This window comes from Pseudomonas sp. 5C2, from assembly GCF_034314155.1.
GTDB lineage: Bacteria > Pseudomonadota > Gammaproteobacteria > Pseudomonadales > Pseudomonadaceae > Aquipseudomonas.
In genome coordinates this window covers 755,215-770,222 of the sequence record NZ_JAVIWH010000003.1, presented here as the reverse complement: position 1 = coordinate 770,222, position 15,008 = coordinate 755,215, and the positions used below count along the sequence as shown (strand labels likewise).

At 59.4% G+C, this 15,008-nt stretch carries 17 protein-coding genes; 8 read left to right on the top strand and 9 right to left on the bottom strand.

Features of this window, described 5'->3' with window-relative positions; all coding sequences use genetic code 11:
* Window positions 1-60: 60 nt before the first annotated feature.
* The 4 genes from RGU44_RS18350 to RGU44_RS18335 all read right to left on the bottom strand — a co-directional run bounded on the left by RGU44_RS18350 (window position 61) and on the right by RGU44_RS18335 (window position 4,747).
* Window positions 61-1,092 carry a hydrolase gene (locus RGU44_RS18350; protein ID WP_322218456.1) on the bottom strand — a complete coding sequence of 344 codons (1,032 nt, stop codon included), beginning with the start codon at window positions 1,090-1,092 and terminating at the stop codon, window positions 61-63.
* Window positions 1,093-1,288: 196 nt separating this feature from the next.
* Window positions 1,289-1,888: a 16S rRNA (guanine(966)-N(2))-methyltransferase RsmD gene (gene rsmD / locus RGU44_RS18345; RefSeq protein ID WP_322218454.1), complete on the bottom strand. Its 600-nt coding sequence runs from the start codon at window positions 1,886-1,888 to the stop codon at window positions 1,289-1,291.
* Window positions 1,888-3,399 (bottom strand): pitrilysin family protein, encoded by a 1,512-nt coding sequence (locus RGU44_RS18340; RefSeq protein WP_322218452.1) that lies wholly within the window; start codon window positions 3,397-3,399, stop codon window positions 1,888-1,890. Before RGU44_RS18340 ends, rsmD begins: the two co-directional genes overlap by 1 nt.
* Window positions 3,392-4,747, bottom strand: a complete 1,356-nt coding sequence (locus RGU44_RS18335; RefSeq protein ID WP_322176887.1) for a pitrilysin family protein — start codon at window positions 4,745-4,747, stop codon at window positions 3,392-3,394. Before RGU44_RS18335 ends, RGU44_RS18340 begins: the two co-directional genes overlap by 8 nt.
* Before the next feature lie 288 nt (window positions 4,748-5,035).
* On the opposite strand from RGU44_RS18335, the gene ftsY reads away from it, so the two are divergent.
* The 4 genes from ftsY (at window position 5,036) to rpoH (ending at window position 9,121) form a co-directional block, all read left to right on the top strand.
* Window positions 5,036-6,460 (top strand): signal recognition particle-docking protein FtsY, encoded by a 1,425-nt coding sequence (gene ftsY / locus RGU44_RS18330; RefSeq protein ID WP_322218450.1) that lies wholly within the window; start codon window positions 5,036-5,038, stop codon window positions 6,458-6,460.
* Complete coding sequence (ftsE, locus tag RGU44_RS18325) at window positions 6,457-7,125, top strand: cell division ATP-binding protein FtsE (protein WP_219062857.1); 669 nt, start codon at window positions 6,457-6,459, stop codon at window positions 7,123-7,125. The genes ftsY and ftsE overlap by 4 nt, the downstream gene beginning before the upstream one ends.
* On the top strand, window positions 7,122-8,150 hold the full coding sequence (gene ftsX / locus RGU44_RS18320) for a permease-like cell division protein FtsX (RefSeq protein ID WP_322176885.1): 1,029 nt from the start codon (window positions 7,122-7,124) through the stop codon (window positions 8,148-8,150). Before ftsE ends, ftsX begins: the two co-directional genes overlap by 4 nt.
* A gap of 113 nt (window positions 8,151-8,263) precedes the next feature.
* Complete coding sequence (gene rpoH / locus RGU44_RS18315; RefSeq protein WP_219062854.1) at window positions 8,264-9,121, top strand: RNA polymerase sigma factor RpoH; 858 nt, start codon at window positions 8,264-8,266, stop codon at window positions 9,119-9,121.
* A 103-nt stretch (window positions 9,122-9,224) separates the two neighbouring features.
* Here the strand turns inward: rpoH and mtgA are convergent, their stop codons facing one another.
* Window positions 9,225-9,935: a monofunctional biosynthetic peptidoglycan transglycosylase gene (mtgA, locus tag RGU44_RS18310; protein WP_322278473.1), complete on the bottom strand. Its 711-nt coding sequence runs from the start codon at window positions 9,933-9,935 to the stop codon at window positions 9,225-9,227.
* An 81-nt stretch (window positions 9,936-10,016) separates the two neighbouring features.
* Between mtgA and RGU44_RS18305 the strand changes: the two genes are divergently transcribed.
* The 4 genes from RGU44_RS18305 to trmB all read left to right on the top strand — a co-directional run bounded on the left by RGU44_RS18305 (window position 10,017) and on the right by trmB (window position 12,327).
* Window positions 10,017-10,394 (top strand): DUF423 domain-containing protein, encoded by a 378-nt coding sequence (locus RGU44_RS18305; protein WP_322176884.1) that lies wholly within the window; start codon window positions 10,017-10,019, stop codon window positions 10,392-10,394.
* A 114-nt stretch (window positions 10,395-10,508) separates the two neighbouring features.
* Window positions 10,509-10,709, top strand: coding sequence for a sulfur carrier protein ThiS (gene thiS, locus RGU44_RS18300; RefSeq protein ID WP_322182924.1), 201 nt, complete (start codon window positions 10,509-10,511; stop codon window positions 10,707-10,709).
* 78 nt (window positions 10,710-10,787) lie between these two features.
* Complete coding sequence (locus RGU44_RS18295; RefSeq protein WP_219062850.1) at window positions 10,788-11,582, top strand: thiazole synthase; 795 nt, start codon at window positions 10,788-10,790, stop codon at window positions 11,580-11,582.
* Between the two features lie 97 nt (window positions 11,583-11,679).
* Complete coding sequence (gene trmB / locus RGU44_RS18290) at window positions 11,680-12,327, top strand: tRNA (guanosine(46)-N7)-methyltransferase TrmB (RefSeq protein WP_322278472.1); 648 nt, start codon at window positions 11,680-11,682, stop codon at window positions 12,325-12,327.
* Between the two features lie 76 nt (window positions 12,328-12,403).
* On the opposite strand, the gene RGU44_RS18285 is transcribed toward trmB, so the two are convergent.
* The 4 genes from RGU44_RS18285 to RGU44_RS18270 are packed head-to-tail and all read right to left on the bottom strand — an operon-like array spanning window position 12,404 to window position 14,990.
* A complete protein-coding gene (locus tag RGU44_RS18285) occupies window positions 12,404-12,727 on the bottom strand; it encodes a DUF3392 domain-containing protein (protein ID WP_322176883.1) in 324 nt (107 codons plus the stop codon).
* 9 nt (window positions 12,728-12,736) lie between these two features.
* Window positions 12,737-13,966 (bottom strand): radical SAM family heme chaperone HemW, encoded by a 1,230-nt coding sequence (gene hemW / locus RGU44_RS18280; protein ID WP_322218446.1) that lies wholly within the window; start codon window positions 13,964-13,966, stop codon window positions 12,737-12,739.
* Window positions 13,963-14,559, bottom strand: a complete 597-nt coding sequence (gene rdgB, locus RGU44_RS18275) for an RdgB/HAM1 family non-canonical purine NTP pyrophosphatase (protein WP_322176881.1) — start codon at window positions 14,557-14,559, stop codon at window positions 13,963-13,965. The genes hemW and rdgB overlap by 4 nt, the downstream gene beginning before the upstream one ends.
* On the bottom strand, window positions 14,556-14,990 hold the full coding sequence (locus RGU44_RS18270; RefSeq protein ID WP_322176880.1) for a DUF4426 domain-containing protein: 435 nt from the start codon (window positions 14,988-14,990) through the stop codon (window positions 14,556-14,558). The genes rdgB and RGU44_RS18270 overlap by 4 nt, the downstream gene beginning before the upstream one ends.
* Window positions 14,991-15,008 lie beyond the last annotated feature (18 nt).

Sequence of the window (15,008 nt, the reverse complement as noted above, 5' to 3'; positions counted from 1 at the left end):
CTTAAATAGTCAGGGAGAGACTGTCTTGAAGGATTGTGCAATGTCGCTGAAGTCTGTCACTCACCCCAAAGCGGTGGCCGAACGATGGGCAGTGCTCAACCACAGTGGAATGCGCCGCTCTAGGTAATAGCTCGGGTTTTTCAGCGACCCGTCAACGAACCCGACGTGACCGCCTCGGGCTTGCAGTTCGAAGTGGGTGCTGGACGACAGCTCGTCGGCTTCTGGCAGGCTGTGGGGGAATACGAAAGGATCGTCGGCGGCGTGGATGATCAGCGTGGGCGTACGAATCTCACCCAGGAAGTACCGGCTGGAAGCGCGACGGTAATAATCCTCGGCGTCGGCAAAACCATTCAAGGGCGCGGTGACCCGGCCATCAAAATCCCAGAAGGTGCGCATGTTCTCCAGCGAGCCGAGTGCCGCCAGTTCCGCGAGGCCTTCGCTGAGTCCTTCGTGCTGAAAGCGCCGCTGCTTGTCTTTGATGTACACCAGCATTTCACGCATGAAATGTGCTTGGTATACCTTGGAGAAGCCTTGGCCAATGCGGTCGGCACACTGGTCCAGACGGAACGGCACCGACACGGCAACGGCTCCTTGCAGCAAGCTGTTGCTGCCCACTTCGCCCAAGTGCTTGAGCAGCACATTGCCGCCCAGCGAATAGCCCACCGCATACAACGGCGCCAAGGGTCGCAGGGTGCGCAGATGGGCAATGACGCTGGCGAGGTCTTCACTGGCGCCGGAGTGGTAGCTGCGTGGCAAAAGATTGGGTTCGCCAGAGCAACCACGCCAGTTCAACGCCACGCTGGCCCAGCCTTGGAGGGCCAGAGCCTGCTGCAAACCCACCACGTAAGGCGAGTTCGACGAGCCGGTCAGACCGTGCAACACCAGGACCAAAGGCGTGTCTGCCTCATGCGGGCCGTGCCAGTCCAGATCCAGAAAGTCGCCGTCGGCCAACCAAATACGTTCACGCGGGCGTTCAAGCTTTGCTTTTTTTCGCCACAAGGGGCCCCACAGCGTTTGCAGGTGCGGGTTAGCCAGTCCTAAAGCGGGAATGAACGGGTCTGGAAGCGTGGTCGTAGCAAGTTGGATAGGCACGTTCGAACTCGTCGGCAATTCACGTTTACTGCATAAACGCTACGTTGCCACAACTGCGGACAGGCGTGCCGGAGTTTTTCTTCAGCGGTAGGGTTGAAGCCTACTGTGTGTCACTCATGACGCCTTCGCCAATGAATCCACCCCACGCAGACCTTGCGGGTTCTGCGGGAGTGAATGCATATGGCTGGCACCGCGATCAGGCGTCTACCTCGGTACTCCGCTGCCATAGCGCGTAATACACCTGCCCGGCTTTCTTCTCCCGGTGCAGGCGCCAGTTGCCTGGCAAACCGACAGACGACGGCGGGATTTCGCTTTCCGTGTAAATCCAGGCGTTGTCAGCCAGCCAATGACGCTCTTCAAGAAGGGCGCAGGCGGCAGGCAGCAGGTTCTGGTGGAAGGGCGGGTCGAGAAAGACCAGATCGAACTGGGCAGGCGTCTGGGTTTCCAGATAACGCAGGCTGTCGGTATGTGATACCTGGCCAACCGTGCACCCGAGCATGTCCAGGTTCCGTCGCAGGCTGGCGAGGGCCTCTGCGTTATTGTCCAGCGCCAGGGCCATGCCCGCGCCGCGCGACAGGGCTTCCAGGTAAAGCGCGCCGCTGCCGGTGAATACGTCGAGTACGCGCGCGCCTTCGATGTGCGTTGCGAGCCAGTTAAACAGCGTTTCGCGCACGCGGTCCGGCGTTGGACGCAGGCCTGGAGCGTCGGGGAAGGTCAGGCGACGGCTACCCCATTCGCCACCGATGATGCGCAGTTGACCCAGGCCGTTATGGCCCTTTGGTCTTGGATTGGCCATTAGTGCTCCGGGACCCCGAGAGGTTGCTGAGTAGGTTTGTCAGTAGGGGGTGGCAACGGCTTTTGCGGCACCGTCGGGCCCGCGGTGACGATCACCATCTTATCCGCGCTCAGGTGCTTGTTCATGGCAGCTTTGACTTGCTCGACCGTCACGTTTTGCGCCTGTTGCATAAAGTCTTCCAGGTACGTCAGCGGCAGGTCGTAGAAACCAATCGCACCTAGCTGACCAACGATATCGGCGTTGCTGGCCGTGGACAGGGGGAAGCTGCCGGACAATTCACGCTTGGCGTCGTCCAGTTCTTTCTGGGTCGGGCCTGTGATGAGGAAGTCACGCACGATGTCCTGAACCAGCTTCAGGGTATTTTCGCTGAGTTCGGCGCGGGTTTGCAGGGTGATCATGAACGGGCCTGGCACCTGCATCGGGGTGAAACCCGATGAAACGCCATAGGTCAGGCCACGTTTTTCCCGCACTTCCGTCATCAAACGACTGCCGAAGCCGCCACCGCCGAGTACCGAGTTGCCGAGTGTCAGCGCGACGAAATCCGGGTCGTTACGTTCGATCCCCAGTTGCGCGAGCATCAAGTGCGTTTGCTTGGACGCGAACTCGATGTGGGTTTCACCGGCTTTAGGATCGACCGGTTGTTCGATTTTCGGCAGCGCCGGGCCTTTAGGCAGGGCAGAGGAAACCTGGGCAGCAATCGCTTCTGCTTCGGATCGGGACAGGTCGCCGACCAATGCGATCACCGCATTGCCTGCGGCATAGGCTTTGGCGTGGAAGGCCTTGAGCTGCGCGATGCTAATAGGTGAAATGCTTTTGGCCGTCCCTTCGCTCGGGTGCGCATAAGGGTGGTCGCCATAGAGACGCTTGAACAACTCATTGCCCGCGAGTTTGCCGGGGTTTTGTTTCTGGTATTCGAAGCCGGCCAGCAACTGGTTCTTGATCCGCGCCAGTGAGTCGGCAGGGAATGTCGGTTTACCGACGACTTGGGCAAATAGCTTCAGCGCCGGCTCGCGCTTGTCCACGGCGCTCAGGCTGCGCAGGGAGGTCACGGCCATGTCGCGGTAAGCGCCGTTGCTGAAATCAGCGCCCAAGCCTTCGAAGCCCTCGGCGATGGCGCCCACATTCTTCCCGGCCACGCCTTCATTGAGCATGGCGTTGGTCAGTACGGCGATGCCGGGGGTGCCTCGATCCTGGCTGCTGCCAGCGGCGTAGGTCAGGCGTAGGTTGAACATAGGCAATTCACGCGCTTCGACGAACATCACCTTGGCGCCTTCGGCGGTTTTCCAGGTCTGGATGTTCAAGGCGCGCCGTGCTGGCGGTTTGCCGTCGAGTTCTTTGAGCGATTGCAGGTTGTTGTCAGGGAGAGCCTGGACGGTGTCCTTCAGCGTGGTGCTGTCAGGTGCGATGCTTTCAGCCTCGGCCTGGGGAGCGATAAAGGCGCCGAGCATGACCACCAGCCCCAAGGCTCCCAGGCCAAGTAGCCCATAACGTGGACCCTTGTGCTCACTCATGTGCAGTCTCCTCGGGCAAAACGTGCGCAACGCTGAGACGTTCGCGGATGAAATAGGTGCGGGCGGCTTTCTGGATATCGGCCGGGGTCACGCTTTTAAGTGCGTCCAGTTCTTCGTCCATCAGCTTCCACGACAAGCCGACGGTTTCCAGTTCGCCGATCGTGCTGGCCTGGCTGGTAATCGAATCGCGCTGGTAGACCAGGCTGGCAATCACTTGCGCCCGAACCCGTTCCAACTCTTCATTGGACGGCGGCGTGGTTTTCAGCTCATTCAACAGGCGCCAGATACCGGCTTCAACATCGGCCAGGTTTTTTTTCTTCTGCGTGTTAGGGGTTGCGCTGAGCATGAACAGGCTATCGCCACGGCTGTAGGCGTCGTAACTCGACGAGGCGCCTGAAACCAGCTCTTCGCCTCGCTCCAGACGGGTCGGAATGCGTGCGCTGTAGCCGCCGTCAAGCAGGGCGGAAATCAGGCGCAGCGCATTGACCGAGCGTGGATCCGCAGCGGTGGACAGGCTGGGTACGTTGAAACCGTACATAAGGCTCGGCAATTGAGTCTGTACGTGCAGGGTGATTTTGCGTTCGCCGGGCTCAGCCAGCTCCAGCGGGGCTTTCGACGGTGGTACGTCGCGCCGCTGGATCGGCCCGAAATAACGTTGCGCCAGGGCTTTTACGTCGTCGGGCTGCACGTCGCCGACCACCACCAAGGTGGCGTTGTTCGGCACGTACCAGGCTTCGTACCAATGACGAAGCTCCTCAACCTTCATCCGGTCCAGGTCTGCCATCCAGCCGATGGTCGGCGTGTGGTAACCGCTGGCGGGGTAGGCCATGGCCTGGAAGCGCTCATAGGCTTTGGCGCTGGGCTTGTCGTCAGTGCGCAGGCGGCGTTCTTCCTTGATGACTTCAATTTCGCGGCTGAATTCTTCAGGGGGCAGAAGCAGGCTGGCCATGCGATCGGCTTCCAGCTCGAAGGCTACTCCCAGGCGATCACGGGCCAAAACCTGGTAATACGCGGTGTAGTCGTCGCTGGTGAACGCGTTTTCTTCAGCGCCCAGATCACGCAAAATCAGTGAAGCCTGGCCTGGCCCCACGTTTTTGCTGCCTTTGAACATCATGTGTTCCAGGGCATGGGACAAACCGGTCTGGCCAGGGGTTTCATAGCTGGAACCGACTTTGTACCAGACCTGCGAAACCACTACGGGCGCGCGATGGTCTTCGCGGACGATGATTTTCAGGCCATTGTCCAGGGTGAATTCGTGAGTAGGTTGCGGGTCTGCAGCCAATGCTGACAGTGGCAGACACACTGTGCTGAGTAGCAGGCCTGCGGCACGGCGGGCTAGAGCATTCATTCGTTTTGAACCTGTTAGGCGGCCTGCTTGAACTTAGCGTCGGCGGGCGCGGGGGTGTTAGGATACGGGTCCGTGTGGCCGGCGGCCACGGCTAGAATGGTTACATGAACTATTGGTCCTGGTCTGGCACGGTTGAAACGGGCTGAAATGACGTTTTTGTACCGGTGAACGCCTACAATTTCGGGGCTGCGGATGAACAAGCCGGGTCAAAAGCAGTCTGTTTTGCATTGACAGAATTTTCCTGAGGCGCCGCTTTGGCGCGTCGCTACCTTGAGATAGCCGTCCTCCATGTTTGGTTCCAACGACGACAAGAAGACCCCAGCTCCGGCTGCAGAGAAAAAAGGCCTGTTCGGATGGCTGCGCAAAAAGCCGCAGGAAACCGTTGCCGAGCAGCCACAAAACCTACCCACAGCAGCGCCTGAGGTGGTCATCGACCACGCGCCAGTCGCTGTTGAGCCACAACTCGCGCCGCAATCGGCTCCAGAGCCTCAGCCTTGGCTGATATTACCGGTGGCCGAAGAGTCCGTGGCGCTGATCGATGAGCTTGAGCCTCACGTGACGCCGCCGATTCCGGCGCACAGCGTGCCGGATGTGCAGCCGATGCCCGCCGAGCTGGCGCCTGTGGCTGTGGCTGTGCCTGAGCCGATTGCCCCTGAGCTGATTGTCGTGCCAGTGCCCGTTTCGGCACCGGCACCCCAGTCGGTCGCGCGAGTGGCTGAAGTTGCTCCTGCTCCCGTTTCCGTGCCTGCTCCGGTCACCCCGACAGCCACAGAAGCCAGTAAAGCCGGCTTTTTCGCTCGTCTCAAGCAAGGTTTGTCGAAAACCAGCGCCAGTCTGGGCGAGGGCATGGCCAGCCTGTTCCTCGGCAAGAAGCTGATCGACGATGACCTGCTCGAAGAGATCGAAACCCGGCTGCTGACCGCCGATGTGGGCGTCGATGCGACAGCGGTGATTATTCAAAGCCTGACCCAGAAGGTCGCGCGCAAGCAGCTGACCGACAGCGACGCTCTGTATAAGTCGTTGCAGGCTGAACTGACGGCCTTGCTCAAGCCCGTCGAGAAGCCATTGGTCATCGCCGGGCAGAACAAGCCGTTCGTGATCCTAGTGGTGGGCGTCAATGGCGCAGGCAAAACAACGACCATCGGCAAGCTGGCGAAAAAGCTCCAGCTCGAAGGTAAAAAAGTCATGCTCGCCGCCGGTGACACCTTCCGCGCGGCAGCGGTGGAGCAGCTGCAGGTCTGGGGTGAGCGCAATCACATTCCAGTCATCGCCCAGCACACCGGCGCAGATTCGGCTTCGGTGATCTTTGACGCGGTGCAGGCGGCCAAGGCTCGCGGCATTGATGTGCTGATCGCCGACACCGCGGGTCGGCTCCACACCAAAGACAACCTGATGGAAGAACTGAAAAAAGTTCGCCGGGTCATCGGCAAGCTCGACGCCGACGCGCCGCATGAAGTGCTGTTGGTGCTGGACGCGGGCACTGGGCAGAACGCAATCAATCAGGCCAAGCAGTTCAATCAGACCGTGACCTTGACCGGTCTGGCCCTGACCAAACTCGACGGTACCGCCAAAGGGGGTGTGATCTTCGCCCTGGCCAAGCAGTTTGGTCTGCCGATTCGGTATATCGGCGTGGGTGAAGGCATCGACGATTTGCGTACTTTTGAAGCTGAACCCTTTGTTCAAGCTCTGTTCGCCGAGCGGGAGCGCACATGATTCGTTTCGAACAGGTCGGTAAACGCTATCCGAACGGACACGTCGGCTTGCATGAGCTGAGCTTTCGAGTACGTCGTGGCGAGTTTTTGTTTGTCACCGGCCATTCTGGCGCCGGTAAAAGCACCCTGTTGCGCTTGCTCCTGGCCATGGAACGCCCGACCACCGGCAAATTGTTGCTGGCCGGTCAGGATCTGGGCCAGATCAGTACCTCGCAAATCCCGTTTCTGCGTCGTCAGATAGGCGTGGTGTTCCAGAATCACCAGCTACTGTTCGATCGTACGGTGTTCAATAACATCGCCTTGCCACTGCAGATTCTTGGCTTGTCCAAGGCGGAAATCACCAAGCGCGTCGATTCGGCCCTGGAGCGCGTGGCGCTCTCGGATAAAACCGATCTGTACCCCGGTGACTTATCCACAGGCCAGCAACAGCGGGTCGGCATCGCTCGGGCCATCGTCCACCGTCCGGCGTTACTGCTGGCGGATGAACCCACCGGTAACCTTGACCCACGTCTGGCAGCGGAAATCATGGGTGTATTCGAAGATATCAACCGTTTGGGCACCAGTGTGCTGATCGCCAGCCATGACCTGGCGTTGATTGCGCGCATGCGTCATCGCATGCTGACGCTCCAGCGTGGTCGCTTGATTGGCGACGGGGAGGCCGTATGAGCGCGACACGCAGCCCTAAAGTGTCGGAGCGTGTCGCGCCCAAGGCGGCCGAACCGCAACCGCAGAAAAAGAAAAAGCCTGGTGACGACGATGACGGTCCAGACTTCAGCACCTTGCTGCATGCCTGGCTGGAAGCGCACCGCTCCAGCGTGCTCGACAGCGTGCGCCGTTTGGGCAAACAGCCGATTGGCAGCTTCTTTACCTGTCTGGTGATGGCCATCGCCTTGAGCCTGCCCATGGGTTTATCGCTGCTGTTGAACAACGTCGAGCGATTGGGCGGTTCGTGGCAGCGTGCAGCACAGATTTCGCTTTACCTGGAGCTGAACGCCAGCGCCAGTGAGGGCAACGCCCTGAGCGAGCAGATCAAGCGGATGCCCGGCGTGGCAGAGGCCGAATACATCAGCAAGGATCAGGCTCTGGTTGAGTTTCAGCAGCAATCCGGGCTTGGCGAAGCGTTGAAGGAGTTGCCACAGAACCCGCTTCCGGGCGTTGTACTGGTGACGCCGAATGAAGTGGATAAGCCTGCTTTGGAAGCACTGCGCACGCGTCTGGCAGAGTTGCCGAAGGTGCAGCAGGCTCAGCTTGATCTAGTATGGGTTGAGCGTCTGGCTGCGATCCTCAAGCTGGGCGACCGTTTTGTTTTTGGTCTGACCGTCCTGCTGGTGCTCGCGCTGCTGCTGGTAATTGGTAACACGATACGTCTGCATATCGAGAACCGCCGCGTCGAGATCGAGGTGATCAAACTGGTAGGCGGTACTGACGCCTACGTGCGTCGGCCTTTTCTGTATATGGGCGCGCTGTATGGCCTGGGGGCCGGTTTTCTGTCCTGGGGCGTGCTCGCTTTTGGTCTAGACTGGCTCAACGATGCCGTAGTTGGGTTGGCGGGTCTGTACGGGAGCGACTTCTCTTTGGCGGGTGTGCCGCTTGCTGATGGCTTTTCGCTCTTGCTTGGAGCGGTATTGTTAGGGTATATCGGTGCTTGGATTGCAGTAGCACGCCACTTGAGAGAGCTGGCGCCTCGTTAGAATTATTTTTTAATATTGACGTTTTCAGCGGTTTAGGGAACTTGTCTAGTGGTTCCCGGTCAATTTCGCAGTGCTGAACTGCACGAGTTATGTGAGTCGGAGGTTTTTTTCGTATGACCACTTCTTTGCAACCTGTTTATGCATTAGCGGCCCCAGGCGCAAACCTGGAGGCCTACGTGCACACGGTCAACAGCATTCCATTGCTGACGCCCGAGCAGGAGCGTGAACTGGCCGAGAGTCTCTATTATGAGCAGGATCTAGGGGCGGCTCGGCAGATGGTGCTCGCCCACCTGCGTTTTGTGGTGCATATCGCACGCAGTTATTCCGGTTATGGCCTGGCACAGGCTGACCTGATCCAGGAAGGTAACGTTGGCCTGATGAAGGCCGTCAAACGCTTCAACCCGGAAATGGGTGTGCGCCTGGTGTCGTTCGCTGTGCACTGGATCAAAGCTGAAATTCATGAATTCATTCTGCGCAACTGGCGCATCGTCAAAGTCGCCACGACCAAGGCGCAGCGCAAGCTGTTCTTCAATCTGCGCAGCCAGAAAAAACGTCTGGCGTGGCTGAACAATGAAGAAGTCCATCGTGTGGCGGAAAGCCTCGGTGTAGAGCCGCGCGAAGTGCGCGAAATGGAAAGCCGCCTGACGGGCCACGACATGGCATTCGATCCGGCTGCCGAAGCGGACGATGACAGCGCCTTCCAGTCGCCTGCCAATTACCTGGAAGACCACCGTTACGACCCGGCCCGGCAGTTGGAAGATTCCGACTGGACCGACAACTCCACTGCCAATCTGCACCAGGCGCTGGATGTCCTTGATGACCGTAGCCGTGACATTCTTTATCAGCGCTGGTTGTCTGAGGAGAAGGCCACGTTGCATGACCTGGCGCAGAAGTACAACGTCTCCGCCGAGCGTATTCGTCAGCTGGAAAAGAGCGCGATGAACAAGCTCAAATTGTCGATCGCTGCGTAAACAGCTGCTCGACACAAAAAAACGCCCCGATCATGTGATCAGGGCGTTTTTTGTTGTGTCAGATAAGCGCGAAGGCGTCAGTCCAGACACCAACGATGCTGAATTAAAACTTCCGGCTGTGGTTCAAGCCCACCAGATACTCATCCCCACCCAACTGACGCATTTGCTGACGAATCCAGCCGGCACGGCGCGCCACGTAGCTACTGGGGTGGCTGGCGCTCCACTGGCGGGGATTGGGCAGCACGGCGGCGAGGTAGCTGGCCTGCTGCATCGAGAGCCCGCCAGCGCTCACACCGAAGTGATGCCGCGCAGCCGCTTCGGCGCCAAACACGCCGTCGTCCCACTCGACGCTATTGAGGTAAACCTCAAGAATCCGCTGCTTGGACCAGAACACCTCGATCAACCCGGTGAACCAGGCCTCCAGCCCTTTACGCAGCCAGCTACGGCCCGACCACAGGAACAGGTTCTTCGATACCTGCTGGCTCAGCGTACTGGCGCCGCGTACCGAGCCACCGAGTTCGTTATGGGCCAGCGCAGCCTGAATCGCGTCGACATCGAACCCCCAGTGCTCGGCGAATTTCTGGTCTTCACCCGCGATCACCGCCACTTTCAGGTCGTTGGAGATTTTGTCCCAGGGCTGCCAGGTGCGTTGCAGGTCGATAGGCTGGCCGTCGGTCCAGGACTCGATCTTGCGCTCGACCATCAGCGCGGTACCGGGTGGCGGCACCCAACGAAAGATCAATACCAGCACAACGCTGGCTGCTGCGAACCAGAACAGGGCTTTGACGACACGGTTGAAGAGGAAACGCAGCATAAGAGATGGCTTGGCCGGAGCAGTCGAGCGGGCCATTATACAGACCCTGCGCAATTGAATGATCGTTGACTGGAGTTTGAGATGTTTCGTGGCTTCTTGATGCTTGCTGCCTTTTTCGGTTTTACCGGCGTAGCCCTGGGTGCGTTTGCCGCTCACGGCCTGAAAAATCGCCTGAGCGCGGAGTATCTGGCGATTTTCCATACAGGTGTGATGTACCAGCTGGTCCACACCTTGGCCTTATTAGCCGTTGCATTGCTTGCCGTGCAGATCCCTGGCCGTTTGATGACGTGGGCGGGGATCTCGTTTGTCGTCGGTATTGTGTTGTTCTCTGGCAGCCTGTACCTGTTGACCCTGACCGGTGTCACCCGGCTTGGGATCATCACTCCGTTTGGTGGGCTGGCCTTCCTGATGGGCTGGCTGCTGCTGGGCCTGGCGGCATGGCGCCTGGGCACGGTCTAACATATTCGAGCCTGACCCCTAGGCTCCACTTGAGACGAATGGCGTGGCTTTGCCTTGGTCATACGTAATGATCGGGCTAGAATGCTGGCCCTTAAAATGATGGCTGCTTATCGCATGCACATTCAGTTGAACGGTGAATCCTTTGAACTGCCCGACGGTGAAACCGTCGCGGGGTTACTTATCCGTCTGGACCTGACCGGGCGTCGAGTGGCGGTCGAGCTCAATCAGGATATTGTCCCGCGCAGCCAGCACGTTTCCACGGCCCTGCGCGAAGGCGACCAGGTCGAAGTGGTGCACGCCATCGGTGGCGGCTAGGCCGCTTCAGTCGATCCAGCGGGTCGTCAGTCTTTCGATTCAAATCTGCAAGAACCTCAACCTTAAAGAGGATTTCCGATGAGCAACGTTCGCACCGACAAGCCTTTCACTCTGGCCGGTCGTACTTTCCAGTCGCGCCTGCTAGTTGGCACGGGCAAGTACCCGGACATGGAGTCCACGCGCCTGGCCATTGAAGCCTCGGGTGCCGAAATTGTCACCGTCGCCGTGCGTCGGACCAACCTTGGGCAGAACCCGGGTGAGCCGAACCTGCTCGACATCCTGCCGCCGGATCGCTACACCATCCTGCCGAACACCGCCGGTTGTTTCGACGCTATCGAAGCGGTGCGCACCTGCCGTCTGGCCCGTGAGCTGCTCGACGGTAAAAACCTGGTCAAGCTGGAAGTGTTGGCCGACCAGAAAACCCTGTTCCCGAACGTGATCGAAACCCTCAAGGCCGCCGAGATTCTGGTCAAAGATGGTTTCGACGTCATGGTCTACACCAGTGACGACCCGATTATTGCGCGCCAACTGGCGGAAATCGGCTGCATCGCGGTCATGCCGCTGGCAGGTCTGATCGGCACCGGTCTGGGCATCTGCAATCCCTACAACCTGCAGATTATCCTCGAAGAAGCCAAAGTGCCGGTTCTGGTCGATGCGGGCGTCGGTACTGCTTCCGATGCCACCATCGCCATGGAATTGGGCTGTGAGGCGGTGCTGATGAACTCGGCCATCGCCCATGCGCAAAATCCGGTGATGATGGCCGAAGCCATGAAGCACGCGATTGTCGCCGGTCGTCTGGCGTATCTCGCTGGCCGTATGCCCAAGAAACTCTATGCCAGCGCCTCCTCGCCGCTGGATGGTCTGATCAAGTAAGAGCCCGTTGATGACTGATTCGCACGTTTCCAACCCAGAGCCGTCTGTTCCCGAACAGGGCGAAGAGCGCCAACACCGTCGCATCAAGAGTTTTGTGATGCGCGCCGGACGTATGACCGAAGGCCAGCAACGCGGCCTCGATCAAGGCCGGCCGCTGTTCGTCTTGCCGCTGGCTGATGCGCCCGTGGATTTTGATCAGGTATTCGGTCGCTCGGCGCCACGTACCCTGGAAATCGGCTTCGGCATGGGCCATTCGCTGCTGGAAATGGCGGCAGCCTCGCCCGAGCACGATTTCATTGGCGTCGAAGTGCATCACCCGGGTGTGGGCGCGCTGCTGAATGGCGTGCTGACCCAGGGGCTGACAAACGTGCGCGTCTACGATTGCGATGCCATCGAAGTGCTCAACCGTTGCATTGCCGACAACAGCCTCGACCGTTTGATGCTGTTCTTCCCGGACCCGTGGCACAAAAGCCGTCACCACAAGCGCCGTATCGTTCAGCCGGAGTTCGCCGAGTTGGTGCGCAGCAAGCTCAAGGTCGGCGGCATTCTGCACATGGCCACCGATTGGGAACCCTATGCCGAGTACATGCTGGAAGTGATGAACGTCGCGCCGGGCTATCGCAACCAGGCCGAAGACGGAAAATGCGTACCTCGCCCAACCGAGCGCCCGATCACCAAGTTCGAACGTCGCGGTGAGCGGCTTGGGCATGGCGTGTGGGATTTGAAGTTCGAGAAACTGGCGTAAAACTTGTAGAAGCGCGTTTGCATCCTGAAGGTCGTGCCGACCTTATCGCGGGCAAGCGCGCTCCTATAGGTGTTCTTTAGCGGCGATCCGCTACAACCCCAATCAAGATCAACACCACCAACAGCACAGGCGCAAGGCTGTAGTTGTTGAACTGGCTCAGCCCGCGGATAACCCATGGGGTGGCGTAGATCAGTGCCGCGCCGCTGCCGATTGTGCACAAAAGGGCCATGACGGGTACGCGCAACGCGCCCGCCAAGCCACCGATACGTCCTTCCAGCCAGCCTTTGATGTCGGCACCAAACAACACCAATAGACAACCGACCAACGCCAGGGCGATTTCGGAAAGGTTGCTGCGGCTCCAGCGCGAGACGGTGGCGAGCAGGTCGAGTACAAGGTCCATGCAAAGTCCTTAGGTCAAAAAATAGTGCAGCAAGTCATTGAGGAACAACTGGCCCCGGGCGCTGGCGACCAGACGTGTCGGATCGGCGTCCAGAAGGCCGCGCTGCTCGGCCTGTTGCCGGGCGCTGGCCAGGGTGTCGAGGCTTAGACCGGTGCGCTCGCGAAATAGCTCCGCGTCGACGCCATTTGTCAGGCGCAGGGCATTCATCAGGAATTCGAAGGGCATTTCTTCGTTGCTGAGCAGCTTTTCGCCAGCCTTGAACGCCTTGTTCGGGTTCAGATAATCCTTGGGCAGGCGGGTCTTCCAGGTGCGTACGATGCGCCCGTCGGGATGGCTGAGCTTGCCATGCGCGCCGGCACCGATGCCGATGAAGTCGCCGAAGCTCCAGTAATTGAGGTTATGCCGCGCAGGTCTGCCGGGTTGGGCGTAGGCCGACACTTCGTATTGCGCATAACCGTGCTCGGCGAGCAACGCCTGTCCGGCTTCTTGAATGTCCCACAGGATGTCGTCCTCCGGCAGGCTCGGCGGCTGGTTCCAGAACACCGTGTTCGGTTCCAGCGTCAGTTGGTACCACGACAGATGCGTCGGCGCTAACGCGATGGCCTGGCGCAAATCGTTTAGTGCGTCTTCCTGCGACTGATCCGGCAAACCGTGCATCAAGTCCAAGTTGAAGTTATCGAAACCAGCCTGGCGCGCCATGTCGGCTGCGCGAATGGCTTCATCGCCATTGTGGATGCGGCCCAGCGCTTTGAGCTTCTCTTCCTGGAAACTCTGAATACCAATCGACAGCCGATTGATGCCAAGCCCGCGATACGCGCTGAATTTGGCTTGTTCAAAGGTGCCGGGGTTGGCTTCAAGGGTTATTTCGATGTCGCTGGCAAAACGGATGCGCTGTTCCACACCCTTGAGCAGGCGCCCCAGCGCGTTGGCGCTGAACAGGCTGGGCGTGCCGCCGCCGAAGAAAATCGAGCTCAGCTCGCGGCCATGAACGTGCAGCAGGTCCTGATCAAGGTCCGCCAGCAATGCGTCGACGTATTCCTGCTCGGGCAAGACCGGGCTGGCCGTGTGCGAGTTGAAGTCGCAGTACGGGCATTTGCGCACGCACCAAGGGATGTGGATGTACAGGGCCAAGGGCGGCAGGTGTGGCAGGCCTGCCCTCGGGCTTTGGGTGGAAGGGGTGGCCGAGGAAAAACCGGTCTCACCCAGAAACAGCGGTTGTACGGGCGTATCCGGTGTCATTGCAGGCTCAAGCGCTGACGCAGCAACGCCATGGCGCGGGCGCGGTGGCTAAGCTGGTTTTTTTCCACGGGGCTGAGCTCTGCGCTCGAACAGTCACGCTCGGGCACCCAGAACAAAGGGTCGTAGCCGAAACCGTGTGCACCGCTTGCAGCGCTCAGGATGCGCCCGTGCCACAGGCCTTCGCAGATGATCGGCAGCGGATCATCTGCGTGCCGCACCAGTGCCAGAACACAGACGAATTGCGCGCCACGCTGGTCGGCGGGTACATCCTTCAACGCCTCCAGCAGCTTGGCGTTGTTCGCCGCATCGCCCTGGCCGTCGGCGTACCGGGCCGAATAAATGCCTGGCGCACCACCCAGAAAGTCCACGGCCAACCCGGAGTCGTCGGCCAGCGCCGGCAGTCCGGAAATCCGGGCGGCATTGCGCGCCTTGAGGATCGCGTTTTCGACGAATGACAGGCCGGTCTCTTCCGGCTCGACACTGCTGAACTCACCGATGGAACGCAGGTGCACGGAGTCACCAAGCATGGCCTGGAGTTCTTTCAGCTTGCCAGCGTTATGGCTGGCCAGAACAAGTTGCGTGAACGTCATCATTCGCCTGGAAACAGTTCCTGGTTAAAGCTGAAGCTGTTGGTCGCGCCACCAGCCTGAACATTGATAGTGAAAGTGAGGGTTTCTTGCTGCACGATCGGGAATTGCGCAATGTAATACACCGCGCCCTGATCGGTGATTTGCTTGAACGTCAGGGTGGTGCTGCGACCGGTCAGGTCTTTGACCGTGCCGGTGACGCTGGCGGCACTGGGCTTGTCGGCCTTGAGCACGGCGATGTTCATGACCCCCTGATTCTTGCTGCGCACGAGGCCGGAGGCCTTGGCAATGTCAGGCTGCAGGAAGCTGGACGTGAAGGCGCTGTAGTGCACCGTCACATCGCCAAATTTTTCCAGGCGTTCGGGCTTGGCGTAATCCGCGGCCATGGCCGGCAGGGCCAGGCATAGAGCACATAGAAACAGAGCTAAGCGACGCATGATCGTTCTCCTTGGGCA

Coding starts and splice junctions, on each gene's coding strand:
- rsmD (WP_322218454.1), bottom strand. CDS start 1,888: ATGGCCAATCCAAGACCAAAGGGCCATAACGGCCTGGGTCAACTGCGC.
- RGU44_RS18340 (WP_322218452.1), bottom strand. CDS start 3,399: ATGAGTGAGCACAAGGGTCCACGTTATGGGCTACTTGGCCTGGGAGCC.
- RGU44_RS18335 (WP_322176887.1), bottom strand. CDS start 4,747: ATGAATGCTCTAGCCCGCCGTGCCGCAGGCCTGCTACTCAGCACAGTG.
- ftsY (WP_322218450.1), top strand. CDS start 5,036: ATGTTTGGTTCCAACGACGACAAGAAGACCCCAGCTCCGGCTGCAGAG.
- ftsE (WP_219062857.1), top strand. CDS start 6,457: ATGATTCGTTTCGAACAGGTCGGTAAACGCTATCCGAACGGACACGTC.
- ftsX (WP_322176885.1), top strand. CDS start 7,122: ATGAGCGCGACACGCAGCCCTAAAGTGTCGGAGCGTGTCGCGCCCAAG.
- rpoH (WP_219062854.1), top strand. CDS start 8,264: ATGACCACTTCTTTGCAACCTGTTTATGCATTAGCGGCCCCAGGCGCA.
- mtgA (WP_322278473.1), bottom strand. CDS start 9,935: ATGCTGCGTTTCCTCTTCAACCGTGTCGTCAAAGCCCTGTTCTGGTTC.
- RGU44_RS18305 (WP_322176884.1), top strand. CDS start 10,017: ATGTTTCGTGGCTTCTTGATGCTTGCTGCCTTTTTCGGTTTTACCGGC.
- thiS (WP_322182924.1), top strand. CDS start 10,509: ATGCACATTCAGTTGAACGGTGAATCCTTTGAACTGCCCGACGGTGAA.
- RGU44_RS18295 (WP_219062850.1), top strand. CDS start 10,788: ATGAGCAACGTTCGCACCGACAAGCCTTTCACTCTGGCCGGTCGTACT.
- trmB (WP_322278472.1), top strand. CDS start 11,680: ATGCGCGCCGGACGTATGACCGAAGGCCAGCAACGCGGCCTCGATCAA.
- RGU44_RS18285 (WP_322176883.1), bottom strand. CDS start 12,727: ATGGACCTTGTACTCGACCTGCTCGCCACCGTCTCGCGCTGGAGCCGC.
- hemW (WP_322218446.1), bottom strand. CDS start 13,966: ATGACACCGGATACGCCCGTACAACCGCTGTTTCTGGGTGAGACCGGT.
- rdgB (WP_322176881.1), bottom strand. CDS start 14,559: ATGATGACGTTCACGCAACTTGTTCTGGCCAGCCATAACGCTGGCAAG.
- RGU44_RS18270 (WP_322176880.1), bottom strand. CDS start 14,990: ATGCGTCGCTTAGCTCTGTTTCTATGTGCTCTATGCCTGGCCCTGCCG.